This window comes from Pseudomonas sp. PvP025 (genome assembly GCF_017832155.1).
In the GTDB taxonomy this organism is placed as follows: Bacteria; Pseudomonadota; Gammaproteobacteria; order Pseudomonadales; family Pseudomonadaceae; genus Aquipseudomonas.
The window spans coordinates 163,925-187,886 of record NZ_JAFIBJ010000001.1; the positions used below are offsets into that span (position 1 = coordinate 163,925).

The 23,962-nt window shown below is 60.3% G+C and carries 24 protein-coding genes; 13 read left to right on the forward strand and 11 right to left on the reverse strand.

All coding sequences use genetic code 11. The features are described from left to right. The first annotated feature begins 89 nt into the window (after positions 1-89). The 3 genes from phnN (at position 90) to JOE32_RS00820 (ending at position 1,459) form a co-directional block, all read left to right on the forward strand. Entirely contained in the window at positions 90-692 is a 603-nt protein-coding gene (phnN, locus tag JOE32_RS00810) for a phosphonate metabolism protein/1,5-bisphosphokinase (PRPP-forming) PhnN (protein ID WP_209980569.1), read from the forward strand. 162 nt (positions 693-854) lie between these two features. Beyond that, positions 855-1,043 carry a type II toxin-antitoxin system HicA family toxin gene (locus JOE32_RS00815; RefSeq protein WP_209980571.1) on the forward strand — a complete coding sequence of 63 codons (189 nt, stop codon included), beginning with the start codon at positions 855-857 and terminating at the stop codon, positions 1,041-1,043. A gap of 11 nt (positions 1,044-1,054) precedes the next feature. Next, positions 1,055-1,459, forward strand: a complete 405-nt coding sequence (locus tag JOE32_RS00820; protein WP_209980583.1) for a type II toxin-antitoxin system HicB family antitoxin — start codon at positions 1,055-1,057, stop codon at positions 1,457-1,459. Here the strand turns inward: JOE32_RS00820 and JOE32_RS00825 are convergent. Next, the gene (locus JOE32_RS00825; protein WP_209980585.1) at positions 1,456-2,652 is read right to left on the reverse strand and encodes an MFS transporter; all 1,197 of its coding nucleotides are present in this window, start codon (positions 2,650-2,652) and stop codon (positions 1,456-1,458) included. The genes JOE32_RS00820 and JOE32_RS00825 overlap by 4 nt on opposite strands. Before the next feature lie 140 nt (positions 2,653-2,792). On the opposite strand from JOE32_RS00825, the gene JOE32_RS00830 reads away from it, so the two are divergent. Continuing rightward, positions 2,793-3,407, forward strand: a complete 615-nt coding sequence (locus JOE32_RS00830; RefSeq protein WP_209980587.1) for a DUF5666 domain-containing protein — start codon at positions 2,793-2,795, stop codon at positions 3,405-3,407. A 64-nt stretch (positions 3,408-3,471) separates the two neighbouring features. Here the strand turns inward: JOE32_RS00830 and JOE32_RS00835 are convergent, their stop codons facing one another. From JOE32_RS00835 to gcl, 5 genes are all read right to left on the reverse strand, one after another. Continuing rightward, positions 3,472-4,476: a sulfate ABC transporter substrate-binding protein gene (locus JOE32_RS00835; RefSeq protein WP_209980589.1), complete on the reverse strand. Its 1,005-nt coding sequence runs from the start codon at positions 4,474-4,476 to the stop codon at positions 3,472-3,474. Positions 4,477-4,570: 94 nt separating this feature from the next. Further along, entirely contained in the window at positions 4,571-5,395 is an 825-nt protein-coding gene (locus tag JOE32_RS00840) for an ion transporter (RefSeq protein ID WP_209980591.1), read from the reverse strand. A 135-nt stretch (positions 5,396-5,530) separates the two neighbouring features. Beyond that, positions 5,531-6,421 carry a 2-hydroxy-3-oxopropionate reductase gene (locus JOE32_RS00845; RefSeq protein WP_209980594.1) on the reverse strand — a complete coding sequence of 297 codons (891 nt, stop codon included), beginning with the start codon at positions 6,419-6,421 and terminating at the stop codon, positions 5,531-5,533. Between the two features lie 84 nt (positions 6,422-6,505). Beyond that, complete coding sequence (gene hyi, locus JOE32_RS00850; protein ID WP_209980596.1) at positions 6,506-7,288, reverse strand: hydroxypyruvate isomerase; 783 nt, start codon at positions 7,286-7,288, stop codon at positions 6,506-6,508. 10 nt (positions 7,289-7,298) lie between these two features. Beyond that, the gene (gene gcl, locus JOE32_RS00855) at positions 7,299-9,074 is read right to left on the reverse strand and encodes a glyoxylate carboligase (RefSeq protein WP_209980599.1); all 1,776 of its coding nucleotides are present in this window, start codon (positions 9,072-9,074) and stop codon (positions 7,299-7,301) included. A gap of 251 nt (positions 9,075-9,325) precedes the next feature. Between gcl and JOE32_RS00860 the strand changes: the two genes are divergently transcribed. Continuing rightward, a complete protein-coding gene (locus JOE32_RS00860; protein ID WP_209980602.1) occupies positions 9,326-9,766 on the forward strand; it encodes a heme-binding protein in 441 nt (146 codons plus the stop codon). 454 nt (positions 9,767-10,220) lie between these two features. Here JOE32_RS00860 and JOE32_RS00865 read toward each other — a convergent pair whose 3' ends face one another. The 3 genes from JOE32_RS00865 to JOE32_RS00875 form a co-directional block, all read right to left on the reverse strand. Then, on the reverse strand, positions 10,221-10,826 hold the full coding sequence (locus tag JOE32_RS00865; RefSeq protein WP_057008345.1) for a TetR/AcrR family transcriptional regulator: 606 nt from the start codon (positions 10,824-10,826) through the stop codon (positions 10,221-10,223). Between the two features lie 223 nt (positions 10,827-11,049). After that, positions 11,050-11,838, reverse strand: coding sequence for a VacJ family lipoprotein (locus tag JOE32_RS00870; protein ID WP_209980604.1), 789 nt, complete (start codon positions 11,836-11,838; stop codon positions 11,050-11,052). After that, on the reverse strand, positions 11,831-13,129 hold the full coding sequence (locus tag JOE32_RS00875; RefSeq protein ID WP_209980607.1) for a serine/threonine protein kinase: 1,299 nt from the start codon (positions 13,127-13,129) through the stop codon (positions 11,831-11,833). Before JOE32_RS00875 ends, JOE32_RS00870 begins: the two co-directional genes overlap by 8 nt. A 237-nt stretch (positions 13,130-13,366) precedes the next feature. Between JOE32_RS00875 and JOE32_RS00880 the strand changes: the two genes are divergently transcribed. Continuing rightward, the gene (locus JOE32_RS00880) at positions 13,367-13,735 is read left to right on the forward strand and encodes a hypothetical protein (RefSeq protein WP_209980608.1); all 369 of its coding nucleotides are present in this window, start codon (positions 13,367-13,369) and stop codon (positions 13,733-13,735) included. Positions 13,736-13,841: 106 nt separating this feature from the next. Here JOE32_RS00880 and JOE32_RS00885 read toward each other — a convergent pair whose 3' ends face one another. Then, positions 13,842-15,395 (reverse strand): glycosyl hydrolase family 17 protein, encoded by a 1,554-nt coding sequence (locus tag JOE32_RS00885; protein WP_209980610.1) that lies wholly within the window; start codon positions 15,393-15,395, stop codon positions 13,842-13,844. 332 nt (positions 15,396-15,727) lie between these two features. Here JOE32_RS00885 and JOE32_RS00890 point away from each other — a divergent pair, with 332 nt between their 5' ends. From JOE32_RS00890 to JOE32_RS00900, 3 genes are all read left to right on the forward strand, one after another. Continuing rightward, positions 15,728-16,579 (forward strand): glycine betaine ABC transporter substrate-binding protein, encoded by an 852-nt coding sequence (locus JOE32_RS00890; protein ID WP_209980612.1) that lies wholly within the window; start codon positions 15,728-15,730, stop codon positions 16,577-16,579. 260 nt (positions 16,580-16,839) lie between these two features. Further along, complete coding sequence (locus tag JOE32_RS00895) at positions 16,840-17,151, forward strand: DUF485 domain-containing protein (protein ID WP_003190001.1); 312 nt, start codon at positions 16,840-16,842, stop codon at positions 17,149-17,151. Continuing rightward, on the forward strand, positions 17,148-18,806 hold the full coding sequence (locus tag JOE32_RS00900; protein ID WP_209980614.1) for a cation acetate symporter: 1,659 nt from the start codon (positions 17,148-17,150) through the stop codon (positions 18,804-18,806). Before JOE32_RS00895 ends, JOE32_RS00900 begins: the two co-directional genes overlap by 4 nt. A gap of 180 nt (positions 18,807-18,986) precedes the next feature. On the opposite strand, the gene gltA is transcribed toward JOE32_RS00900, so the two are convergent. Next, the gene (gene gltA, locus JOE32_RS00905) at positions 18,987-20,276 is read right to left on the reverse strand and encodes a citrate synthase (protein WP_090407109.1); all 1,290 of its coding nucleotides are present in this window, start codon (positions 20,274-20,276) and stop codon (positions 18,987-18,989) included. Positions 20,277-20,640: 364 nt separating this feature from the next. Here gltA and sdhC point away from each other — a divergent pair, with 364 nt between their 5' ends. The 4 genes from sdhC to JOE32_RS00925 are packed head-to-tail and all read left to right on the forward strand — an operon-like array spanning position 20,641 to position 23,869. Next, positions 20,641-21,015: a succinate dehydrogenase, cytochrome b556 subunit gene (gene sdhC / locus JOE32_RS00910; protein WP_057008337.1), complete on the forward strand. Its 375-nt coding sequence runs from the start codon at positions 20,641-20,643 to the stop codon at positions 21,013-21,015. After that, the gene (sdhD, locus tag JOE32_RS00915) at positions 21,009-21,377 is read left to right on the forward strand and encodes a succinate dehydrogenase, hydrophobic membrane anchor protein (protein WP_209980616.1); all 369 of its coding nucleotides are present in this window, start codon (positions 21,009-21,011) and stop codon (positions 21,375-21,377) included. Before sdhC ends, sdhD begins: the two co-directional genes overlap by 7 nt. A gap of 3 nt (positions 21,378-21,380) precedes the next feature. Continuing rightward, entirely contained in the window at positions 21,381-23,153 is a 1,773-nt protein-coding gene (gene sdhA, locus JOE32_RS00920) for a succinate dehydrogenase flavoprotein subunit (protein ID WP_209980618.1), read from the forward strand. 11 nt (positions 23,154-23,164) lie between these two features. After that, complete coding sequence (locus JOE32_RS00925; RefSeq protein WP_003172807.1) at positions 23,165-23,869, forward strand: succinate dehydrogenase iron-sulfur subunit; 705 nt, start codon at positions 23,165-23,167, stop codon at positions 23,867-23,869. Positions 23,870-23,962: the final 93 nt, after the last annotated feature.

A 23,962-nucleotide genomic window follows, 5' to 3' on the forward strand; every position in this document is an offset into this window, starting at 1 on the left:
CCCGACTCCGCCTGCCAATGGGTGTATGGCGGTCCGCGCTCCGGTAAGGTAGCTCCCATGTCTGGAAAACAAGCAAACAGGGTGTATTGATGGCCGGCAGGTTGATCTATCTCATCGGGCCGTCGGGTTCGGGCAAGGACAGCCTGTTGGACGCCGCACGCTCACGCCTGGCCGAGCGCGGTTGTCGCATCGTGCGCCGCGTCATCACGCGTTCGGCGGAGGCGGTGGGCGAGGCGGCGCAGGGTGTGACCCCGGAGCAGTTTGCCGCGCTGCAGGCGCAGGGCGCATTTGCCCTCAGTTGGCAGGCCAATGGGTTGTCCTACGGCATCCCGCGCGAGATCGACGATTGGCTGGCGGCGGGGGAGGACGTGCTGGTCAACGGCTCCCGTGCGCATCTGGCGCAAACCCGCGAGCGCTACCCGGGCATGGGGGTGCTGTTGCTGACGGTGGATCACACCCTGTTGCGCCAGCGCCTGATCGCGCGGGGGCGTGAGTCGTTGGCCGATATTGAGGAACGGCTGGCGCGCAATGCGCGGTTCACGGCGCAGATGATCGCCGGCAATGACGCCGGGTTGTACGTACTCGACAATTCCGGCGCTCTGGAAGATACCGTCGAACATCTCTTGTCAGTCCTGCTGAAAATCCAGCGTGGGAGGGGGCTTGCTCCCGATGGCGGTGGAACCGTCGCCTGATGAATTGACTGACCGAGCAAGCCCCCTCCCGCACTGGATCTGCATCGTCCTTCGCTATCCCAATATCCCGTCACATAACCGGCAGTCACCCAAGTGAATGTTGTGCTTGAGTAAAGATAACTCTAGGGTTATTTTTAATCGAGCCAAGCCAAGGAGGCCGAGGTGCAAAGCAGGGTGTTGATCAAGGAACTGCAGGAAGCAGGTTGGGTGCTGGATCGCGTCACGGGCAGCCATCATATTTTTACCCACCGCTATAACCCGTACACGATCCCGGTGCCCCATCCCAAAAAGGATCTGCCGCTTGGCACCGTCAGCAGCATCAGAAAACGCGCCGGTCTGTTTCAGTTTTAAGGAGAGCATGCATGCAATACCCAATCTGTATCGAATGGGGCGATGACTTCACCGCCACCGGCATCCAGATCCCAGACATTCCCGGCGCTGTTACCGCCGGAGACAGTTTTGAAGAGGCGTACAACGCAGCGGTGGAAGTCGCGCACATCATGCTGCAGGAGATTGCCGCAGAGGGTGGGGTGATTCCAATGCCGACGTCGGTGGCCAATCACCACGCCGACGAAGCGTACGCCGGCATGGGCTGGGGGATGCTGGAGCTGGACATTTCGCCCTATCTGGGCCGGACCGAGAAGGTCAATGTGACCTTGCCCGGTTATGTCATCCAGCGTATCGACCGCTATGTGCGCGAGCACAAGGTCAAAAGCCGCTCGTCATTTCTGGCGGACGCGGCCTTGGAGAAGTTGGTGCGTTCCTAGGCGGTAGCGACCGCCGCGTGCCGTGATGCACTCAAAAAGCGCAGCAACGCCAGCAACGGGAATGCGCTGCCCACCAGCATGACGCCCAGCCAGCCGCCGTGTTCATACACGCTGCTGGCAATCGCCGAGCCGAAGGCGCCGCCGATGAAGATGCTGGTCATGTACAACGCATTCAGGCGGCTGCGACTATTGGCGTCGAGGGCGTAGATGGCGCGCTGGCCGAGCACCATGTTCATCTGCACGCAGAAATCCAGCACCACGCCGGTCACGGCCAGGCCGATGACGCTGTACAACGGATGCACCAGGGCCGGCAGGAAGCTCAACGCGGCAAACAGCATGGCCAGCAGCGAGGCGCGATGGGTGTGGCCCGCGTCGGCCAGACGGCCGGCAATGGGCGCGGCGATGGCGCCGATGGCGCCCACCAGGGCGAAGAGTGCGATCTGTGTCTGGCTCAGACCGTGGCTGCGCACCAGCTCCAGCGGAGCGGCGGTCCAGAACAGGCTGAAGGTGGCGAACAGGCAGCCCTGGTAAAACGCGCGCTGGCGCAGTAGCGGTTGTTCACGCAGCAGGGTGCCCAGGGAGCGCAGTAATTGGCCGTAGCTGGCGCTGTGGTCGGGTTGACGCTTGGGAATGGTCAGCATCAGCACCACGCTGATAAACGCCATCAACGCGGCGGCCGCCATGAACATCGCGCGCCAGCCGAAGTGGTCGGCCACCAGGCTGGACACCGGCCGTGCGAGCAAAATGCCGAGTAGCAAGCCGCCCATGATGCTGCCCACCACCCGGCCACGCGATTCGGCGGGCGCGAGGTGCGCGGCCAGCGGGATCAGGATCTGCACCGACACCGAACTGAAGCCGATCAGCAGCGACACCAGCAGGAACAGGTTCGGCTGCTCGGTAAATGCCGCGCCCAGCAGGCTGGCGATGGCGACCACGGTGGTGGTGATCATCAGCTTGCGGTTTTCCAGCAGGTCACCCAACGGCACCAGAAAAAACAGGCCCAGGGCATAGCCGATCTGCGTCAGCGACACGATCAGGCTCGCCATCGCGGGCGTCAGGCCGATGTCCGGCGCGATCAGTTCGATGATCGGTTGTGCGTAGTAGATGTTGGCCACAATGGCGCCGCAGCAAAACGCAAACAGCATCACCATGCCTCGGGTCATGCTGCTTGTAGCGTGGGACGTAGCGTTCATGGTGTTCTCATAAAGCAAGGGAGGATGGCGAGCGAGAGTAGAGACAACGCCCTGGGACGAGTAGGCTGTTCGGCGTGATATTACTTATGTCGGGCAATGATACATTCAGTCACAACTGCCGAAACAGGAAATCCACTGCGATGAAGATCACGTTGAACAAGATGATTTTGGCCTCAACCCTCGCCGCTGCCATGGCGGTGGGCCTGGCGCACGCGGCCGAGGCCCCGCGCGTTGGCGTCCGCGGCGCCATCACTGCGATGGACGGGGATGCCATGCACGTCAAGGTCAACAGCGGCGAAGACGTCGTCGTGCACCTCACCCCGGCCACCCAGGTACGCGCTGTGACCCTGACCAAAATTGATCAGATCAAGCCGGGCAGCTACATCGGCTCGGCTGCCATGCCCAATGCCGACGGCACCCTGACCGCCCTTGAAGTCCACGTATTCCCCCCGGCCATGGCCGGCACGGGTGAAGGGCATCGCGCGTTCGATTTAAAGGAAGGCAGCAGCATGACCAATGGCACCGTCGGCGACCTGGTGGTCAGCAACGGGCGCACGTTGACCGTCAGATACAAGGGCGGCGAGCAGAAGATCGTGGTGCCGGATGATGTGCCGATCGTCAACCTGGAGCCTGGGGATCGCACGTTGCTCAAGCCGGGCGTGAAGGTGGTGTTGTTCGCGTCGCAGGGGGCGGGCGGGAAAGTCACTGCCCAGGCGATCTCTGCCGGGAAGGATGGCGTGACACCGCCGATGTAATTGGCGAATGCAAAACCAATGTGGGAGCAGGCAAGCCAGCTCCCACAGTTATGACCGCGTTTGATTATTGACCGGAGTAGATCTGGTCAAACACGCCGCCATCATTGAAGTGGGTCTTCTGCACGGTGCGCCAGTCGCCAAAGGTCTTCTCCACCGACAGGAAGTCGACTTTCGGGAAACGGTCGGTGTACTTGGCCAGCACTGCCGGGTCACGTGGGCGCAGGTAGTTGTTGGCGGCAATTTCCTGGCCTTCGGGCGACCACAGGTACTTCAGGTAGTCTTCGGCGGCTGCGCGGGTGCCTTTCTTGTCGACGACCTTGTCGACCACCGACACTGGCGGCTCGGCCTCGGCGGAGACGCTTGGGTAGATCACTTCGAACTGATCGCGGCCGAATTCACGGGCGATCATTTCCGCTTCGTTCTCGAAGGTCACCAGCACGTCGCCGATCTGGTTGGTCATGAACGTGGTGGTCGCGGCGCGGCCACCGGTGTCCAGCACTGGCGCCTGTTTGAACAGCTTGCCGACAAACGCCTTGGCCTTGTCTTCGTCACCACCGTTCTTGAGTACATAGCCCCAGGCCGACAGGTAGGTGTAGCGGCCGTTACCGGACGTCTTGGGGTTGGGCACGATCACTTGCACACCGTCTTTCAACAGGTCCGGCCAGTCTTTCAGGGCTTTCGGGTTGCCCTTGCGCACGATGAACACGGTGGCCGAGGTGAACGGCGCGCTGTTGTTCGGCAGGCGCGTGACCCAGTTGTCCGGCACCAGTTTGCCGTTATCGACCAGGGCATTGATGTCGGTGGCCATGTTCATGGTGATCACGTCGGCCGGCAGCCCATCGATGACCGAGCGCGCCTGTTTGCTGGAGCCGCCGAAGGACATCTGCAGGGTCAGCTTGTCGTTCGGGTGCTCGCTGTCCCAGTGCTTCTGGAAGGCTGCGTTGTAGTCCTTGTAGAAATCGCGCATCACGTCGTAGGAGACGTTGAGCAGTGTGACGGGGGCTGCCTGCACGGCGCCCGCGAGGGCAAGGCCGGCGGCCAGCAGAGAGGCGCTAACGAGTTTTTTCACTGCTCATTCCTTGTTGTTCGAGAAGAGGGGAGGCACTTTGCCAGCGACTATAGCGGCACCCGCATAGCGCCTTAAAGATTAAAAAGAACTTTGCTTATTCCACTTTCTTGAAAAGATTGCTGCCACAGCGCGAACAGAACGCTGCGTTGGGCTCATGGCTGTCTTTCTTGCACACCGGGCAGTCGGTTTGCAGCTGTTCACCGCGCATCGCGCTGGCCAGTTCAGCGGTGAAAATCCCGGTGGGCACGGCGATGATCGAGTAACCGGTGATCATCACCAGTGACGAAATCACCTGGCCCAGCGGGGTCCTGGGCACGATATCGCCAAAGCCCACGGTGGTCAGCGTCACGATCGCCCAGTAGATGCCCTTGGGAATGCTGGTAAAGCCGTGTTCCGGGCCTTCGATCACGTACATCAGGGTGCCGAACACGGTCACCAGGGTGCACACGCTGACCAGGAACACCACGATCTTCTGCTTGCTGCCGCGCAGCGCCGCCATCAGGTAGTTGGCCTGCTTGAGGTAGGGGCTGAGCTTGAGTACGCGGAAAATCCGCAGCATGCGGATGATGCGGATGATCAACAGGTACTGCGCGTCGCTGTAATACAGCGCGAGGATGCCGGGCACGATGGCCAGCAGGTCCACCAGCCCATAAAAACTGAAGGCATAACGCAACGGCTTGGGCGAGCAATACAGGCGCAGGCAGTACTCGACGGCGAAGATCAGCGTGAAGCCCCACTCGATATAGGCCAGCACATTGGCGTAGTTCTGGTGGACCTGGTCGATGCTGTCGAGCATCACGATCACCAGGCTGGCGAGAATGATCAGCAGCAGGATGCCGTCAAAGCGCCGCCCGGCCACGGTGTCGCTCTGGAAAACCATGACGTAGAGCCGCTGACGCCAATCGTTATTGCTGTGCATAAAGAACGCCCGAATCGAAGGTCGGGCAAGCCTATGGGGATTCGAAGGGGCTGTCCATGCGGCGGCGGGTTTTGGGTGAGTCAGAGCGACCGTGGTGGACCCATCGCGAACAAGCCCCTCCCACAGGGACTGCATTTATCCTTCGCGAATCGAGAAGTTCGCCATGTGCTCGAGGCCCTTGATCAGTGCCGAATGGTCCCAGTTGCCACCGCCGAGTGCCTTGCAGGTACTGAACACCTGCTGGGTGGCGGCGGTATTGGGCAGGTTGATCCCCAGCTCCTTTGCCCCGGCCAGCGCCAGGTTCAAATCCTTCTGGTGCAGGTTGATACGAAAGCCCGGGTCGAAGGTGCCGTTGATCATGCGTTCACCGTGCACTTCGAGGATTCGGGAGGCGGCAAAGCCACCCATCAGCGCTTCGCGCACCCTGGCCGGGTCGGCGCCGTTTTTTGCCGCGAACAGCAATGCTTCGGCCACCGCCTGGATGTTCAGCGCCACGATGATCTGGTTGGCCACCTTGGCCGTCTGGCCATCGCCATTGCCGCCGACCAGCGTGATGTTCTTGCCCAGGCTCTGCAGCAGCGGCAGGGCGCGCTCAAAGGTCTGCGGCTGACCACCGACCATGATGCTCAGGCTGCCGGCCCTGGCGCCGACTTCACCGCCGGACACCGGTGCGTCGAGGTAGTGCGCGCCGGTCTCATTGATCTTCGCCGCAAAGGCTTTGGTGGCGGTGGGGGAGATCGAACTCATGTCGATTACCACCTTGTCTGGCGACAGCCCGGTGGCCACGCCGTTGGCACCGAACAGCACGTCCTCGACCTGCGGCGTGTCGGGCACCATCACGATGATGAACTCGGCCTCCCGCGCCACCTGCTGCGGGGTGGCCAGGGCCACGGCGCCGGCGCTGATCAGTTCAGCCGGCGCCTTGCTGTGGTGTTCGCAGAGAAACAATTGATGACCAGCCTTTTGCAGGTTCGCAGCCATGGGCAGGCCCATGATGCCGGTGCCGATAAAACCGATGTTAGCCATGAAAAAATCCTCTTTTTATTACACAGCAGGTCCCATGTGGGAGGGGGCTTGCCCCCTCCCACATTTGGTTCTGTGTTGTGTTTGTTAGATCGCGTTGTGAGTTTTGAGCCAACCCAAACCAGCTTCGGTGGTGGTCGACGGCTTGTATTCACAGCCGACCCAACCCTGGTACCCGATGCGGTCCAGATGTTCGAACAGGAAGCGGTAGTTGATCTCGCCGGTGCCCGGCTCGTTGCGCCCTGGGTTGTCGGCCAGTTGGATGTGGTTGATCACCTCCAGGTGAGTGGCCATGGTTCGGGCCAGGTCGCCCTCCATGATTTGCATGTGGTAGATGTCGTATTGCAGGAACAGATTGTCACTGCCCACCTGCTCGCGGGTCGCCAGGGCTTGCGCGCTGTTGTTGAGGTAGAACCCCGGGATATCGCGGGTGTTGATCATTTCCATCACCAGCCGGATGCCCGCCGCCTGAAGGTGTTCGGCGGCGTACTTGAGGTTGGCGACAAAAGTCTGCTCCACGGTTTTATCGTCCACCCCTTCGGGGCGAATGCCCGCCAGGCAGTTGACCTGGGTATTGCCCAGCACCTGGGCGTAGGCGATGGCGAGCGTGACCCCGGCGCGGAACTCCTCGACCCGGTCAGGGTGGCACGCGATGCCGCGCTCACCCTTGGCCCAGTCACCGGCCGGCAGATTGAACAGCACCTGCGTGAGGCCGTTGGCCTCGAGCTGCGTCTTGATTTCGGTGGAGCCGAACTCGTACGGGAACAGGTATTCGACGCCGGTGAAACCGGCGTCGGCGGCCGCCTTGAAACGGGCGAGGAAATCCTGTTCGGTAAACAGCATGGACAGGTTGGCGGCAAAGCGCGGCATAGGGTTCTCCTTAATCGAGCAGGGCAATGGCAGTCGGCGCATCGTTGCCGACCAGCGCCAGGTCTTCGAATTCATTGACGGCGTTGATCTCGGTGCCCATGGAAATATTGGTCACGCGCTCCAGAATAATCTCAACGATCACCGGTACCTTGAATTCTTCGATCATTTCCTGCGCCTTGCGCAGCGCCGGCTGGATCTGGCCCGGCTCGAACACCCGCAGCGCCTTGCAGCCCAGGCCTTCGGCGACGGCCACATGGTCGACGCCATAGCCGTTCAGCTCCGGCGCGTTGAGGTTGTCGAAAGACAGCTGCACGCAATAATCCATGTCAAAGCCGCGCTGGGCCTGGCGTATCAAGCCCAGGTAGGAATTGTTCACCACCACATGGATATACGGCAGCTTGAACTGTGCGCCCACCGCGAGTTCTTCGATCATGAACTGGAAATCATAGTCGCCCGACAGCGCCACCACCCTGCGGCTCGGGTCAGCTTTGACCACGCCGAGGGCCGCCGGAATGGTCCAGCCCAGGGGGCCGGCCTGGCCGCAGTTGATCCAGTGGCGGGGTTTATAAACGTGCAGGAATTGCGCGCCGGCAATCTGCGACAGGCCGATGGTGCTGACGTAGCAGGTGTCTTTGCCGAACACCTGGTTCATCTCTTCGTACACCCGCTGCGGCTTGACCGGCACGTTATCGAAGTGGGTCTTGCGCTGCAGGGTGGCCTTGCGTTGCTGGCAGTCATGCAACCAGGCGCTGCGGTCCTTGAGTTTGCCGGCGGCTTTCCATTCGCGGGCCACCTCGATGAACATCGTCAGTGCGGCGCCGGCGTCGGAAACAATACCCAGGTCCGGGGTGAATACGCGGCCGATCTGCATCGGTTCGATGTCGACATGGATGAACGTGCGCCCCTCGGTGTACACCTCCACCGAGCCGGTATGGCGGTTGGCCCAGCGGTTGCCGATGCCCAGCACCAGGTCTGACTTGAGCAGGGTCGCGTTGCCATACCGGTGCGAGGTTTGCAGGCCGACCATGCCCACCATCTGCGGGTGATCATCCGGGAGGGTGCCCCAGCCCATCAGGGTCGGAATCACCGGGATGCCGGTCAGTTCGGCGAACGCCACCAGCAAGTCGCTGGCGTCGGCATTGATCACGCCGCCGCCGCTCACCAGTAACGGGCGTTCGGCCGCATCGAGCAGAGCCAGGGCCTTTTCCACCTGAAGGCGGGTGGCCAGCGGCTTGGCCAGGGGCAGCGGCTGGTAGGCGTCGATGTCGAATTCGATCTCGGCCATCTGCACATCGAACGGCAGGTCGATCAATACCGGGCCGGGGCGGCCGGAGCGCATTTCATAAAAGGCCTTCTGGAACGCGTAGGGCACCTGGCCCGGCTCCAGCACGGTGGTCGCCCACTTGGTCAGCGGCTTGACGATGCTGGTGATGTCGACGGCCTGGAAGTCTTCCTTGTGCAGGCGGGCACGGGGCGCCTGGCCGGTGATGCACAGGATAGGGATGGAGTCGGCTGACGCGCTGTAGAGGCCGGTGACCATGTCGGTGCCCGCCGGACCCGAAGTGCCGATACACACGCCGATATTGCCGGCCTTGGTGCGGGTATAGCCCTCGGCCATGTGCGAGGCGCCTTCAACATGGCGAGCAAGGATGTGATCGATGCCGCCAATTTTCTGCAAGGCCGAATACAGCGGGTTGATCGCGGCGCCCGGGATACCGAAGGCGGTGTTCACGCCCTCGCTACGCATCACCAGTACGGCGGCTTCGATTGCTCTCATTCTGCTCATTTTTTTGTCGCCTCGTATTTTTATAATTGTATACAAATTGCGTTTTGTCGGAGTTTATTCACGGCGGGCTGTGCAGGTCAATGCATTTTATGAGCAGGCTTTTACGTCTTTCGACGTTTTATGTGCGGTGTTTAGAGGCTTTGTTGGAGTTTTTTGTATACAAAAATAATAGTAAATGTATTCTGTTTTTATTCGCGGCTTGATCAAACAGGCCTTGAGCGCATCCTGATAACAAGAAAAAGGACGGCACCATGAGCGCGTTAAGCTTGAAACTCGCTACTCAATTGACCTGCCACGCCATCGCCGCCGGCCGTGCGATGTCCGCCGCACCGCTGACCATCGCGGTACTCGACAGCGGCGGCCACCTGATCACCCTTCAACGTGAAGACGGCGCCAGCCTGCTGCGCCCGCAGATCGCCACCGGCAAGGCCTGGGGGGCTATTGCAATGGGCAAGGGCTCACGCCTGCTGGCGTTGGACGCACAGCAGCGCCCGGCGTTTATCGCCGCATTGAACAGCCTGGGACGCGGCAGCGTGGTGCCGGCACCGGGCGGGGTGTTGATTCGGGATGGAGCGGGCGTGGTGCTGGGGGCGATCGGGATCAGCGGGGATACGTCGGATATTGATGAGCGGTGCGCGATTACGGCGATTGAGGGGCTGGGGTTGCTGGCGGACGCGGGGGTGCCAGATTGACTGGATTATCTTCAGGGCCCCATCGCAGGCAAGCCAGCCCCCACATTGGGCGGTGTAATCCTGTGGGAGTCCCCACTACCTCTTCGACGTAGCGCTGTCGCGCAGCAAACTGGGGCCTCTGTGGCGAGCGGGCTCGCCCTAATGCCGTTCAGTTAAGGAAAATGTGTGGGCGTATTGTGGCGAGCGGGCTTGCCCCGCGTTGGGGTGCGAAGCGTCCCCAATCGAGCAAAACGCGGTGTACCTGATACGGCTCAGCGCCTGGCTTTGGGGCTGCTGCGCAGCCCAACGCAGGACAAGCCTGCTCGCCACAGGGAATCTGCGCTTAACTGAACGGCATTAGGGCAAGCCCGCTCGCCACAGGAATGTGGCTGCCTGGAACTTAAGGTTTAAAATCAATACGTTATTTTGTGTTTGATAAGAGCTGGCTTGCCTGCGATGGCCTCGCCCGGATCTATCAGTCCGGCTCACATCCCTTCAACACCAACCGGATAATCGTCTGCGCCGCCGCCTCATAGTCGGCCTCATCCAGCCTGGCCTTGCCGGTCACGGCTGAAATCTGCCAGTCGAAATCCGCATAGGTCTGGGTGGCCGCCCAGATGCTGAACATCAGGTGATGGGGATCGATCGCTGCGATCAACCCGCGATCCACCCAGCTCTGGATGCAGTCGATATTGTGCCTGGCCTGGGCATTCAGTTGTTCGACTTGCTCCCCGCTCAGGTGCGGCGCGCCGTGCATGATTTCGCTGGCGAATACTTTGGAGGCGAAGGGCAGGTCGCGGGAGATGCGGATTTTCGAGCGGATGTAGTTGCTCAATACCTCCTTGGGGTCGCCTTGGGGATTGAACGGCGTGGAGGCGGCCAATATCGGCTCGATGATGCTCTCGAGCACCTCGCGGTAGAGGTTGTCCTTGGACTTGAAGTAGTAGTAGACGTTGGGCTTGGGCAGCCCGGCCTTGGCGGCGATGTCGCTGGTTTTGGTTGCGGCGAAGCCCTTGTCGGCAAACTCCTCGCTCGCCGCCCGCAGGATCTTTTCTTTATTGCGCTCGCGAATGGTGCTCATAAACCAGAGATTTCCTTGCCAGGACAGGCGGTTGCGCATGGTAGCACCGGCCATCCGCGAGCCTCAACAATGTGCCCCCCAAGGGTGGCGCCTGAGTCTGCATCGCGTTCACTTTGAAAGGCTGCTCAAGGGTGGTCGTGGCGGAATATTTAATTGGGTACTTGTCTGTTTAAAAGGCAAAAAAAGGCCATTCGGTTGAATGGCCTTTTTTTATCGACGCGGTTTACTCGGCAATCTGCAACTTGCGCGATTCGGTGTAGATATACCGCACCTTCTCATACTCGAACGGCGAGTTCATCTGACCGTAGCGGAAGCTGGTCTGATAACGCCGGTCTACTGCTCGCAACGCCCAGATTTCCGGATGGTTGGAGCTGACTTCGGCCACGTTCAGGAAGTTGATCTGGTTTTCGGCGGTGTAGTCCACCAGTAGCCCGGTAGTGTCACGCAGGTTCGACGGACCGAAGATCGGCAGCACCAGGTACGCGCCGCCGGGCACGCCGTAGAAACCCAGGGTCTGGCCGAAGTCTTCGCTCTGGCGCGGCAGGCCCATGGAGGTGGCCGGGTCCCATAGGCCGGCGATGCCGATGGTGGTGTTGACCAGCAGACGCCCGGTGGTTTCCAGCGAGCGGTGGCCCTTGAGCTGCAGCAGGCTGTTGAGCAGGTTGGGCACATCGCCCAGGTTGTTGAAGAAGTTGCTCACGCCGGTGCGCAGGAAACTGGGCGTGACGTAGCGATAACCGTCGACCACCGGCAGGAACACCCATTGGTCGAAGCGGTAATTAAAGTGGTACACGCGGCGGTTCCACGATTCCAGCGGGTCGTACACGTTGAGGGCGGTGAGCGACGAACGCTCGAACTCGCGCTGGTCCAGGCCCGGGTTGAACTTGAGCTTGGTCAGCGGTTCCTTGAAGCCATCGGCGTCGACCTTGACTGGCTCATGGGCCTTGCTGTTGTCGGCATTGGCCACGCCTGCGCACATCAGGGCGGCAAGCAGCAGAAGATATTTAGCCACGGAAGAACTCCAGCATGGCGTCGGCGTTGACGCGGTAATTAAGGTTGCCGCAGTGGCCGCCCAGCGGGTAGACGGTCAAGCGATCACCGAAGGTTTTACGCAGGAAACCCAGGTCGCCAGGGCCGAGGATCACGTCATCGGCATTGTGCATCACCGCGATTTTCGGGCTGTCATGCAGGTAGTCCTTCAGCGCGTACAGGCTGACCTGATCGACCAGTTGCAGCAGGCTGCCGCCATCGGAGCGCGCACGCCACATCGGAATGACTTGCTCGGTGAGGTAGCAATCGAAGTCGCATTGCAGCGCGCGCTTGAGGAACGGCGTGAGGCTGGTGCCTTCGGTGATCGGATATTTGGGTGGAATGATCAGGCCACGGCGGTTGATCAGGTCCGAGGTAAAGGCAATGTCGGCGGCCGAGAAACGGAACGAGGTGCCGATCAGCATGGCCATCTGTTCGTTGGTCAGGTGCTGCTTGGATTGCTGGAAGTCGTAGAGCAGGGCGTCGTTGAGGTCGATGTAGCCCTTTTGCTGGAAGTAACGGGTGAGCTTGTTCAGCACCAGCTCATAGAAGGTGGTGGTGTTGTTGATGCCCTTGACCTCGGTCTGCACCAGCTTGTCGAGGTTGGTGATCGAGGTATAGAGGTTGACCGGCGGGTTGAGCAGCAGCACTTTCTTGAAGTTGAAGCTGCGGCGGGTCTCGTCGAGCTTGCTGACGAATGCCGCATCCAGCGCACCCAGGCTGTAACCGGTGAGGTAGAAGTCGGTCACTGGCAGCGAGGCATTCTGCGCACGCACGGCCTGCATCACGCGGTACATGTCTTCGGCGTCTTCCTGGGTGATGCCCGGGGTGGCGAAGCGCGAGGCGGCGCTGATGAAGTCGAAGCTGGTGGGCGACGAGAGTTGCACCACGTGGTAGCCGGCCTGGTAATACAGTTTTTTCAGGTATTCGTTGATGCTGCTGTCGAACCGCGCGCCGGTGCCGGCGATCAGGAAGATCAGCGGCGCGGCGTGGTCCTGCTTGGCGATGCGATAGGTGAGTTTCTTCACCGCCCAGAAGTTGTCCGGCAGGCTGAACTCGCGCTCGGGGCGCATGTTCAGGGTGTGGTCGGACTGGTTGATCTCGTCGTCGCTCGGCAGGGTGGGCCGAAGATCAGGCGGGGTGGTCGCGATGGTCGCTTCGAACGGGTTGGTCAAAGGGTAGCCATAGCTGGCCTGGTCGATATCGACGGCCAGTGCTGACGCACTCAAAAATAGGCTGCCCAGCAAGGCAGCGCAGCGCAAGGAACGGAGCATGACTGGATCCCTAAGAGGAAAAGGTACTGAATGAAGTTCGCAGGCTATGACCACCACGTAATCGCCGAAGTGCCATCACTCGGCACCAAAATGTCGGAAAATTACATCAGAATTGGGCTATAGCAGGCAGAAGATACACTTTGCCACGCATTGGTGAACACTAATTGTGTGTATGTCCCTTGCCAACGGCCGGCGGGGGATTAAGCTGAGCGCCGTTTTCGCCTATCGGAGTGCCCCATGTCCCGCCGCTTCCCGTTGATTTTGCTACTGATTGCCCTGCCGTTATGGCTGGCTGCCAGTTATGGCGCACGCTATGGTTTTATGGAAGATGCGCAGTGGGTCGGCCTCTGCGCCGACGAGGCCAGTCGCTGGGAATGCCAGGTGCGTTCGAACCTTGGGTTGATGATTCACTTCCAGGTGCTTGGCTGGCTGACATTGGTGCCGGCGGTACTGGCGTTCTTCGTGCCGGGACGCACGGGGCTGGGGTTGGCGCTGTTGGCCTTGCTGTTCGGGGTGCCCGCGCTGGTGTTGTACAACGCCAGTTTTGCAGTGTTTGCGCTGGTGATTGCGGGGTTGCGGTTGGTCAGGACGCCGCGCGGTGCCTGACAGGCCTCATCGCGGGCAAGCCCGCTCCCACATTTGATTGGGTTCACATATTGCTCGCTGTGAACGCGGTTAAAATGTGGGAGCTGGCGTGCCTGCGATAGCGGTTTCAGACCTTGCGCACCCTCAGGCACCGCCACAACGCCACAACCATCAGCAGGCTGACCACCGCCCAACCCCAAGCCTGCTGGTTCAGCAAACCCTCTCGGTACAATTGCGGCGCAATGCCGACACCGATGATCAGGGCCAGCAGCAGCATCTCCCGACGTGGCCCGCCCACCGGGCGCACCAGGTACACCAAAGCCGGCAGCACCAGTGCCGCGCTGGGAAAGCTGCGATAGCGCGGGTCGAACACCATGGCGAGCATCATCACCGCGCCGGCGAACCCGGCCATTGCCACCAGCCAGCCTCCACGTCGCTCCATCCAGGCGAACGCCCGCTCACGCCAACCCTCGCGGGCACTCAGGGCGAGGGCCGCGTGAGTCAGCACCAGCAGGTTCAACACCACCAGCACGGCGGCCCAGGCCCATTCATCGGTAGAGCGTGCCGTGACGCGGGCCAGCTCAGCCCAGGTGCCGATTGAGCATGCGGCGACGGCGCCCAGCAGTGGCAGCGCAAGTGCGTTGCGCGTGCTGCGTACGCGGCCGCCCAGTACCAACGCAGCTAACAAAATGACGCCTCCGACGCCCAGCCACACTCGCCAGTACGGCACATTGCTCACCGGTCCGGCGAGGATGCCCTTTTCCTGGCGATCGGCATCGAACAGCCCCCAATAGCCGCCCACGGCACCTTCATTGAGACGTTTCCACGGCTGGTCAAAGGCTTCGATCAGGTTGTAGTGCCAGCCATTGGCTTCGGCCATGGCGACGAAGCCGCGCATGAACTTCGCCTGGTTGACCCGACTCGGCACGGCAGTCTCGCGCTGGCGGCCCTGGCTGGGCCAGCCGGTTTCGCCGATCAGTATGTCCTTGTCGGGGAAGTTGTGACCGAAGGTCTGGCGCACATCGCCCACATGCTTGAGGGCCTGGTCGATGCCGGATGGGTCATCTTCCCAGTACGGCAGCAGGTGAATGGTGAGGAAATCCACGGCCGGAGCGATTTCCGGGTGCTGCAGCCAGAATTCCCACACATCGGCATAGGTCACTGGCTGTTTGATCTGGCTTTTGACGGTGTGGATCAGCTTCACCAGTTGCGTGGCGGTGACTTCCTTGCGCAGCAGCGCTTCGTTGCCGACGATCACTGACGTCACTACGTCTGGGTTGGCGTTGGCGGCGGCGATCAGCAACTCGACTTCTTTTCTGGTGGCGATCGGGTCACTGCTGACCCAGGCGCCAATCATCAGCTTCAGCCCGTGCTTGCGTGCCAGCGCCGGTATGGCCTCAAGGCCGTACATCGAATAAGTGCGGATGCACTCAAAGCGCGTGGCCAGCAGGGCGAGGTCGGCGTCCACGCGCTCGGGGCGCAGCGTGAACGGTTGGTCGTAAGGCGATTGGTCCTTGTCGAACGGCGTGTAGGACGCGCATTGCAGCTTGTGGCTGGCGCTGGCGACGTCCGGCAGCACCACGGAACGGCCCAGGCCGTACCAGTAACCAACGAGGGCCAGCAGGCCGAGGAGCAAGGCAAGGCAATAGGGCAGGGCAGGGAAGCGGGCAGTGGCGGGCATGGTCGGCTTTTCTGGGGGAGCAAAGGCGCGCATCTTACCCGGATTTGTCCCGTCCCAGTGGGGCTGCATACTTTTGACATGCAAAGTTCGAGCGGGATATTGGCGTTAAACCCTACAAAGCGTCCTACTGGCTATGTGATGTCGTTTCTTGCTTACCCAAGGTCGCTGACAGAGCAGGTCGAATGCCCGCTCAGGTTGATGATCAAAACGTCAGCACTCCACTGATGGCGTACCACCGTGATCGACGCGCGTGATGGGGGCGCGGTGCACCCTATAACAACAGGTTGACGTCGCTCGGCATCCGCCGGGCGCAGCACTTTCGGGGAAGTACTATGAAGATGCGACGACTCTTGGGCGCAGCTGCCACTCTGGTAGTTGCGATGGGCTCCACACTTGCCAGTGCCGACAGCAAGACCCTGAGTATCGGCTACGTGGACGGCTGGTCCGACAGCGTTGCCACCACTCACGTGGCGGCTGAGGTGATCAAGCAGAAGCTCGGCTACGACGTAAAACTGCAAGCGGTCGCCACCGGGATCATGTGGCAGGGCGTCGCCACCGGCAAGCTCGATGCCATGCTCTCCGCCTGGCTGCCGGTGACCCACGGTGAATACTGGACCAAGAACAAGGACAAGGTGGTCGACTACGGCCCCAACTTCAAGGATGCGAAGATCGGCCTGATCGTGCCGGAGTACGTCAAGGCCAAGTCCATCGAAGACCTCAAGACCGACACCACCTTCAAGAACAAGATCGTCGGCATCGACGCCGGTTCAGGCGTGATGCTCAAGACCGACGAAGCGATCAAGGCCTACGGCCTGGACTACAAGCTGCAGGCCAGCTCCGGCGCAGCAATGATCGCCGAACTGACCCGTGCCGAAGACAAGCAGGAGTCCATTGCGGTCACCGGTTGGGTGCCACACTGGATGTTCGCCAAGTGGAAACTGCGTTTCCTGGAAGATCCAAAAGGGATTTATGGGGCTGCTGAAACCGTCAACAGCATCGGCAGCAAGGGCCTGGAGAAGAAAGCGCCGGAAGTCGCAGCCTTCCTGAAGAAATTCCAGTGGGCCTCCAAGGATGAAATCGGCGAGGTCATGCTCGCGATCCAGGAAGGCGCCAAGCCAGATGCTGCGGCCAAGGACTGGGTCGCCAAGCACCCGGACCGCGTCGCTGAATGGACCGCTAAATAACCCCCGGCCTTGATGCAACCCCTTGTGGGAGGGGGCTTGCTCCCGATTGCGACATGTCGGCCACCGATGTTTTGGCTGACCCACCGCAATCGGGAACACGCCCCCTCCCACATTATTTTCGTGCCCCGCAAATGTTTCTGCACCCTCCCAATCCCTCGCTACACTCCCTCTACTACTAAGGTCGTCTGGAACCTGTTCCAGAGCCGCATACAGTGGCCATGTTCCAATAATAAAAAAGCTGTGCTGCGAGGATAAAAATAATGAACGACAGCATTTACCTCTCGATTCAAAACAGCCCGCGCTTCAAGGAGCTGGTGAGAAAAAGGGAAAGGTTCGCCTGGATTCTCTCGGCGATCATGCTCGGGCTCTACTCCGCTTTCATCCTGTTGATCGCCTACGGGCCACAAGTGCTGGGGGCCAAGATCAGCCCCGGTTCGTCGATTACCTGGGGCATTCCCCTGGGCGTCGGGTTGATTGTGTCCGCCTTCATCCTGACCGGCATTTACGTGCGCCGGGCCAATGGCGAGTTTGATGACCTGAACAATGCGATTCTCAAGGAGGCTGCGCAATGATCCGGCGTCTACTGGCACTCTTCGGCGCTTCGCTGTTTGCTCCCGCCCTTTGGGCGGCTGACGCATTGACCGGCGAAGTGCACAAGCAACCCCTCAACGTCTCCGCCATCGTGATGTTTGTCGCGTTCGTCGGTGCCACCCTGTGCATCACCTACTGGGCGTCCAAGCGCAACAAGTCGGCGGCCGACTACTACGCGGCCGGCGGCAAGATCACCGGTTTTCAGAACGGCCTGGCGATCGCCGGCGACTACATGTCGGCGGCGTCCTTCCTGGGGATTTCCGCCCTGGTGTTCACCTCCGGCTACGACGGCCTGATCTATTCGATCGGCTTCCTGGTGGGCTGGCCGATCATTCTGTTCCTGATCGCCGAGCGCCTGCGTAACCTGGGCAAATACACCTTTGCCGACGTGGCGTCCTATCGCCTCGGGCAAACCCAGATCCGCAGCCTGTCGGCCTGTGGTTCGCTGGTGGTGGTGGCGTTCTACCTGATCGCGCAGATGGTGGGCGCGGGCAAGCTGATCCAGTTGCTGTTCGGTCTGGACTACCACGTAGCGGTGATCCTGGTCGGCATCCTGATGTGCATGTATGTGCTGTTCGGCGGCATGCTGGCGACCACCTGGGTGCAGATCATCAAGGCGGTGCTGTTGCTGTCCGGTGCTTCGTTCATGGCGCTGATGGTGATGAAGCACGTCAACTTCGACTTCAACATGCTGTTTGCCGAGGCGATCAAGGTTCACCCCAAAGGTGAAGCGATCATGAGCCCTGGCGGCCTGGTGAAAGACCCGATTTCGGCATTCTCCCTGGGCCTGGCACTGATGTTCGGTACCGCCGGCCTGCCGCACATCCTGATGCGCTTCTTCACCGTGAGTGACGCCAAGGAAGCGCGCAAGAGCGTGTTGTACGCAACCGGCTTCATCGGCTACTTCTACATCCTCACCTTCATCATCGGTTTTGGCGCAATCCTGCTGGTCAGCACCAACCCGGCGTTCAAGGATGCGGCTGGCGCTCTGCTGGGCGGCAACAACATGGCGGCGGTGCACCTGGCCAACGCGGTGGGCGGCAGTATCTTCCTGGGCTTCATCTCGGCCGTGGCGTTTGCCACCATCCTCGCGGTGGTGGCCGGCTTGACCCTGGCCGGTGCGTCGGCGGTGTCCCATGACCTGTATGCCAGCGTGATCAAGAAGGGCAAGGCCAACGAAAAGGATGAGATTCGCGTGTCGAAGATCACCACCGTGGCCCTGGGTGTATTGGCGATTGGCCTGGGTATCCTGTTCGAAAGCCAGAACATCGCGTTCATGGTGGGCCTGGCGTTCTCGATTGCTGCCAGCTGTAACTTCCCGGTGCTGCTGCTTTCCATGTACTGGAAAAACCTCACCACCCGTGGCGCCATGATCGGTGGCTGGCTGGGCTTGATCAGTGCGGTGGGCCTGATGGTGCTGGGCCCGACCATCTGGGTGTCGATCCTGCATCATGAAAAAGCCATCTTCCCGTACGAGTACCCGGCGTTGTTCTCGATGATCATCGCGTTCGTGGGGATCTGGTTCTTCTCCATCACCGACAAGTCGGCGGCGGCAGAGAAAGAGCGTGCGCTGTACTTCCCGCAGTTTGTGCGTTCGCAGACTGGCCTGGGGGCGAGTGGGGCGGTGAATCATTGATGCAGTTGCACGTGGCAAGCTACAAGCTGCAAGTTAGAAGCAGTGCTGTGTAGAGAGATACCCCTGTAAAGATGCAGGGGTATTTTTTTTGCTTGCGGCTTATAGCTGGAAGCTTGCAGCTCACTAAATCCCAGCCAAAAAAAACGGCCTCATCAAGAGGCCGTTTTTTCTGGCTGGGATTTAGTGCCGATCTTCCAGCTTGGTAATGTCACGCGACTCGTAGCCGGTGTACAGCTGGCGCGGGCGGCCAATCTTGTACGGGCTGGAGAGCATTTCCTTCCAGTGGGAGATCCAGCCCACGGTCCGCGCCAGGGCGAAGATCACGGTGAACATGCTGGTTGGAATGCCGATGGCCTTGAGGATGATCCCCGAGTAGAAGTCGACGTTCGGGTACAGCGAGCGTTCGATGAAGTACGGGTCGGTCAGGGCGATCTCTTCCAGGCGCATGGCCAGTTCGAGTTGCGGATCGTTCTTGATGCCAAGCTCTTTCAGTACTTCGTCGCAGGTCTGCTTCATCACGGTGGCGCGCGGGTCGCGGTTCTTGTAGACCCGGTGACCGAAGCCCATCAACTTGAACGGATCGTTCTTGTCCTTGGCCTTGGCGATGAATTTGTCGATGTTGGACACATCGCCGATTTCATCGAGCATGGTCAGCACGGCTTCGTTCGCACCGCCGTGGGCAGGGCCCCAGAGTGCGGCGATACCGGCGGCGATACAGGCAAACGGGTTGGCACCCGAGGAGCCTGCCAGGCGCACGGTGGACGTCGAGGCGTTCTGCTCGTGGTCGGCGTGGAGGATGAAGATCCGGTCCATGGCCTTGGCGAGCACCGGGCTGATCGGTTTGATCTCGCACGGGGTGTTGAACATCATGTGCAGGAAGTTTTCTGCATACGTCAGGTCGTTGCGCGGGTACATCATGGGTTGGCCCATGGAGTACTTGTAGACCATCGCGGCCAGGGTCGGCATCTTGGCAACCAGGCGGATCGCGGAAATTTCGCGATGCTGCGGGTTATTGATGTCCAAAGAGTCGTGATAGAAGGCCGAGAGGGCGCCGACCACGCCGCACATGACGGCCATCGGGTGGGCGTCGCGACGGAAGCCGTTGAAGAAGGTCTTCAATTGCTCATGAACCATGGTGTGGTTCTTCACGGTGCTGACGAACTGGGCTTTCTGCTCGGCTGTTGGCAGTTCGCCATTTAGCAGCAGGTAGCAGGTTTCCAGGTAGTCCGACTGTTCAGCGAGTTGCTCGATCGGGTAGCCCCGGTGCAGCAGAATGCCATTGTCGCCATCGATATAGGTGATCTTCGACTCGCAGGAAGCGGTCGACATGAAGCCTGGGTCGAAAGTGAAACGGCCCGTGGCCGTCAGGCCCCGTACGTCGATAACATCGGGACCAACGGTGCCGGTTAAAATGGGCAGCTCGACGGGGGCTGCGCCCTCGATGATCAACTGCGCTTTTTTGTCAGCCATGTGGCCTCCTATTTATGCTTCAAATCATCAGACAGCCCCCCACGCAGGGCCCGCACCACTATAGTGAGATAAATTCAGAAGTCAATTTGCCTAAAGTCTTGCTCCAGAAGGCTTTAACCATACTTTTTCGTCGAAATTGACTGCCGTTTACGCCTTTTATACCGCCAGCGCAATCCGCTATTAGGGTGAGGAGCGCGCGTTGTCATTAGTAGCCTAACTGTCTATACTCGGCCACCGACCGCCAAGGGCTTTTGGGCTTGCTTTCATTGGGGGTCGCACTCCCTGGGTGGTGCTTACCTGACCAGTCGCACTCCCCAACAACTTTGCCCTGATTGTTAGGGGCTCTTCAGTGTGAAAAAAAGCCGTGAATAGCCAACGACCTGTAAACCTAGACCTAAGGACCATCAAACTCCCCATCACCGGCGTTACGTCGTTCCTGCACCGTGTTTCCGGCATCATCCTGTTCCTCGGCCTGGGCATCATGCTTTACGCATTGAGCAAATCCCTGGAGTCCGCGGAAGGTTACGCCGAGGTGAAGGCATACTTGACCAGCCCGCTGGCCAAGTTCGTAGCATGGGGCCTCCTGTCCGCTCTGCTTTATCACCTGGTAGCCGGCGTGCGCCACTTGATCATGGATGCAGGCATCGGTGAGACGCTGGAAGGCGGCCGCCTGGGCTCGAAAATCATCATCGCCATTTCCGTGGTGCTGATCGTTCTGGCAGGAGTTTGGATATGGTAACCAGCGTAACGAATCTGTCCCGTTCAGGCCTCTATGACTGGATGGCACAGCGTGTGTCTGCGGTCGTTCTCGCGGCTTATTTCATTTTTCTGATCGGATACCTCGTCGCACACCCGGGCATCGGCTATGAGCAATGGCACGGCCTGTTCGCCCACAATGCGATGCGAATCTTCAGTCTGCTGGCCCTTGTGGCCCTGGGCGCTCACGCCTGGGTCGGCATGTGGACCATCGCGACCGACTACCTGACGCCGATGGCGCTGGGCAAGTCCGCGACCGCAGTCCGTTTTCTCTTTCAGGCAGTCTGCGGCATCGCGATGTTCGCTTACTTCGTCTGGGGTGTGCAGATTCTTTGGGGTATCTGATTCATGGCTAACATTCCAACTATTTCCTTTGATGCCATCATTATTGGTGGCGGCGGTGCCGGCATGCGCGCTGCGCTGCAGCTGGCCCAGGGCGGTCACAAGACTGCCGTGATCACCAAGGTGTTCCCGACCCGTTCCCACACCGTATCGGCCCAGGGTGGCATCACCTGCGCCATCGCTTCCGCCGACCCGAACGATGACTGGCGCTGGCACATGTACGATACCGTCAAGGGTTCCGACTACATCGGTGACCAGGACGCTATCGAATACATGTGTCAGGAAGGCCCGGCTGCGGTGTTCGAGCTGGACCACATGGGTCTGCCGTTCTCCCGTACCGAGCAAGGTCGTATCTACCAGCGTCCATTCGGCGGCCAGTCGAAGGATTACGGTAAAGGCGGGCAGGCTGCCCGTACCTGCGCCGCATCCGACCGTACCGGTCACGCGCTGCTGCACACGCTTTATCAGGGCAACCTGAAAGCCGGCACCACGTTCCTGAACGAGTACTACGCTGTCGATCTGGTGAAGAACGGCAAGGGCGAGTTCGTCGGCGTGATCGCCATCTGTATCGAAACCGGTGAAACCACCTACATCCGCGCCAAGGCTACCGTGCTGGCGACGGGCGGTGCAGGCCGTATCTACGCATCCACCACCAATGCCCTGATCAACACCGGTGACGGCGTTGGCATGGCGCTGCGTGCCGGCGTGCCAGTGCAAGACATCGAAATGTGGCAGTTCCACCCGACCGGCATCGCCGGCGCCGGTGTACTGGTAACCGAAGGTTGCCGTGGTGAAGGTGGTTACCTGATCAACAAGCACGGCGAGCGTTTCATGGAGCGTTATGCTCCCAACGCCAAGGACCTTGCCGGTCGTGACGTTGTGGCCCGTTCGATGGTTAAAGAGATCATCGCCGGCAACGGCTGTGGCCCGAACGGCGACCACGTACTGCTCAAGCTCGATCACCTGGGCGAAGAAGTGCTGCACAGCCGTCTGCCAGGTATCTGCGAATTGTCCAAGACCTTCGCACACGTTGACCCGGTGGTTGCGCCGGTGCCGGTCGTTCCAACCTGCCACTATATGATGGGCGGCGTGCCGACCAACATTCATGGCCAGGCGATCACCCAGAACGCCGACGGCGTGGACGAAATCATCCACGGCCTGTTCGCGGTAGGCGAAGTGGCTTGCGTATCGGTACACGGTGCCAACCGTCTGGGCGGCAACTCGCTGCTCGACCTGGTGGTATTCGGCCGTGCGGCCGGCCTGCACCTGGAAAAAGCGTTGACCGACGGCATCGAATACGATGACGCCACCGACGCCAACATCGAAGCGGCCCTGTCGCGCCTGAACGCGCTGAACGAGCGCACCGATGGCGAAGACGTCGCTACCCTGCGTCGCGAGCTGCAAAGCTGCATGCAGAACTACTTCGGTGTGTTCCGTACCGGCGAATACATGCAGAAGGGCATCGCCCAGTTGGCGGATCTGCGCCAGCGCATCGGCAACGTCAAGATCAACGACAAGAGCCAGGCATTCAACACTGCTCGTATCGAAGCCCTTGAGCTGCAAAACCTGTTGGAAGTGGCTGAAGCGACGGCGATCGCCGCCGAGGTTCGTAAAGAATCCCGTGGTGCTCATGCCCGTGAAGACTTTGAAGACCGTGACGACGAAAACTGGTTGTGCCACACCCTGTACTTCCCGGGTGACAAGCGCGTAACCAAGCGTGCCGTGAACTTCTCGCCGAAGACTGTTCCGACGTTTGAACCGAAAATTCGGACTTACTAAGGGTGGCTGCCATGTTGAAAGTCAGTGTTTACCGCTACAACCCTGATCAGGACGCTGCGCCGTTCATGCAGGAATTCCAGGTCGATACCGGTGGTAAGGACCTGATGGTGCTGGACGTGCTGGCCCTGATCAAAGAGCAGGACGAGGGTTTCTCGTATCGTCGCTCTTGCCGTGAAGGTGTCTGCGGTTCCGATGGCATGAACATCAACGGCAAAAACGGTCTGGCGTGCATCACGCCACTGTCGGCCGTGGTTAAAGGCAACAAGCTGATCGTTCGTCCACTGCCAGGTTTGCCGGTTATCCGTGACCTGGTTGTCGATATGAGCATCTTCTACAAGCAATACGAGAAAGTTAAGCCGTTCCTGCAGAACGACACGCCGGCTCCGGCCATCGAGCGTCTGCAGTCCCCTGAAGAGCGTGAAAAGCTCGACGGTCTGTACGAGTGCATCCTGTGCGCCTGCTGCTCGACCTCGTGCCCGTCCTTCTGGTGGAACCCGGACAAGTTCCTGGGTCCAGCCGCTCTGCTGCAAGCGTATCGCTTCCTGGCAGACAGCCGTGACACCAAGACATCCGAGCGTCTGGCTTCGCTGGATGACCCGTTCAGCGTCTTCCGCTGCCGCGGGATCATGAACTGCGTCAACGTATGTCCCAAAGGCCTGAACCCGACTAAGGCCATTGGTCACATCCGCAACATGCTGCTGCAAAGCGGCGTGTAACCGGCGTTGTAACAAGGCAGGACCGTTGTGCCCGTAAATGCTGCGGCGCAGGCTTCAACCGGCGCCGTAGTTTTAACTTGAGCAGCGACTTAC

Coding starts and splice junctions, on each gene's coding strand:
- phnN (WP_209980569.1), top strand. CDS start 90: ATGGCCGGCAGGTTGATCTATCTCATCGGGCCGTCGGGTTCGGGCAAG.
- JOE32_RS00820 (WP_209980583.1), top strand. CDS start 1,055: ATGCAATACCCAATCTGTATCGAATGGGGCGATGACTTCACCGCCACC.
- JOE32_RS00825 (WP_209980585.1), bottom strand. CDS start 2,652: ATGAACGCTACGTCCCACGCTACAAGCAGCATGACCCGAGGCATGGTG.
- JOE32_RS00830 (WP_209980587.1), top strand. CDS start 2,793: ATGAAGATCACGTTGAACAAGATGATTTTGGCCTCAACCCTCGCCGCT.
- JOE32_RS00840 (WP_209980591.1), bottom strand. CDS start 5,395: ATGCACAGCAATAACGATTGGCGTCAGCGGCTCTACGTCATGGTTTTC.
- JOE32_RS00845 (WP_209980594.1), bottom strand. CDS start 6,421: ATGGCTAACATCGGTTTTATCGGCACCGGCATCATGGGCCTGCCCATG.
- hyi (WP_209980596.1), bottom strand. CDS start 7,288: ATGCCGCGCTTTGCCGCCAACCTGTCCATGCTGTTTACCGAACAGGAT.
- gcl (WP_209980599.1), bottom strand. CDS start 9,074: ATGAGCAGAATGAGAGCAATCGAAGCCGCCGTACTGGTGATGCGTAGC.
- JOE32_RS00860 (WP_209980602.1), top strand. CDS start 9,326: ATGAGCGCGTTAAGCTTGAAACTCGCTACTCAATTGACCTGCCACGCC.
- JOE32_RS00865 (WP_057008345.1), bottom strand. CDS start 10,826: ATGAGCACCATTCGCGAGCGCAATAAAGAAAAGATCCTGCGGGCGGCG.
- JOE32_RS00875 (WP_209980607.1), bottom strand. CDS start 13,129: ATGCTCCGTTCCTTGCGCTGCGCTGCCTTGCTGGGCAGCCTATTTTTG.
- JOE32_RS00880 (WP_209980608.1), top strand. CDS start 13,367: ATGTCCCGCCGCTTCCCGTTGATTTTGCTACTGATTGCCCTGCCGTTA.
- JOE32_RS00885 (WP_209980610.1), bottom strand. CDS start 15,395: ATGCCCGCCACTGCCCGCTTCCCTGCCCTGCCCTATTGCCTTGCCTTG.
- JOE32_RS00890 (WP_209980612.1), top strand. CDS start 15,728: ATGAAGATGCGACGACTCTTGGGCGCAGCTGCCACTCTGGTAGTTGCG.
- JOE32_RS00895 (WP_003190001.1), top strand. CDS start 16,840: ATGAACGACAGCATTTACCTCTCGATTCAAAACAGCCCGCGCTTCAAG.
- JOE32_RS00900 (WP_209980614.1), top strand. CDS start 17,148: ATGATCCGGCGTCTACTGGCACTCTTCGGCGCTTCGCTGTTTGCTCCC.
- gltA (WP_090407109.1), bottom strand. CDS start 20,276: ATGGCTGACAAAAAAGCGCAGTTGATCATCGAGGGCGCAGCCCCCGTC.
- sdhD (WP_209980616.1), top strand. CDS start 21,009: ATGGTAACCAGCGTAACGAATCTGTCCCGTTCAGGCCTCTATGACTGG.
- sdhA (WP_209980618.1), top strand. CDS start 21,381: ATGGCTAACATTCCAACTATTTCCTTTGATGCCATCATTATTGGTGGC.
- JOE32_RS00925 (WP_003172807.1), top strand. CDS start 23,165: ATGTTGAAAGTCAGTGTTTACCGCTACAACCCTGATCAGGACGCTGCG.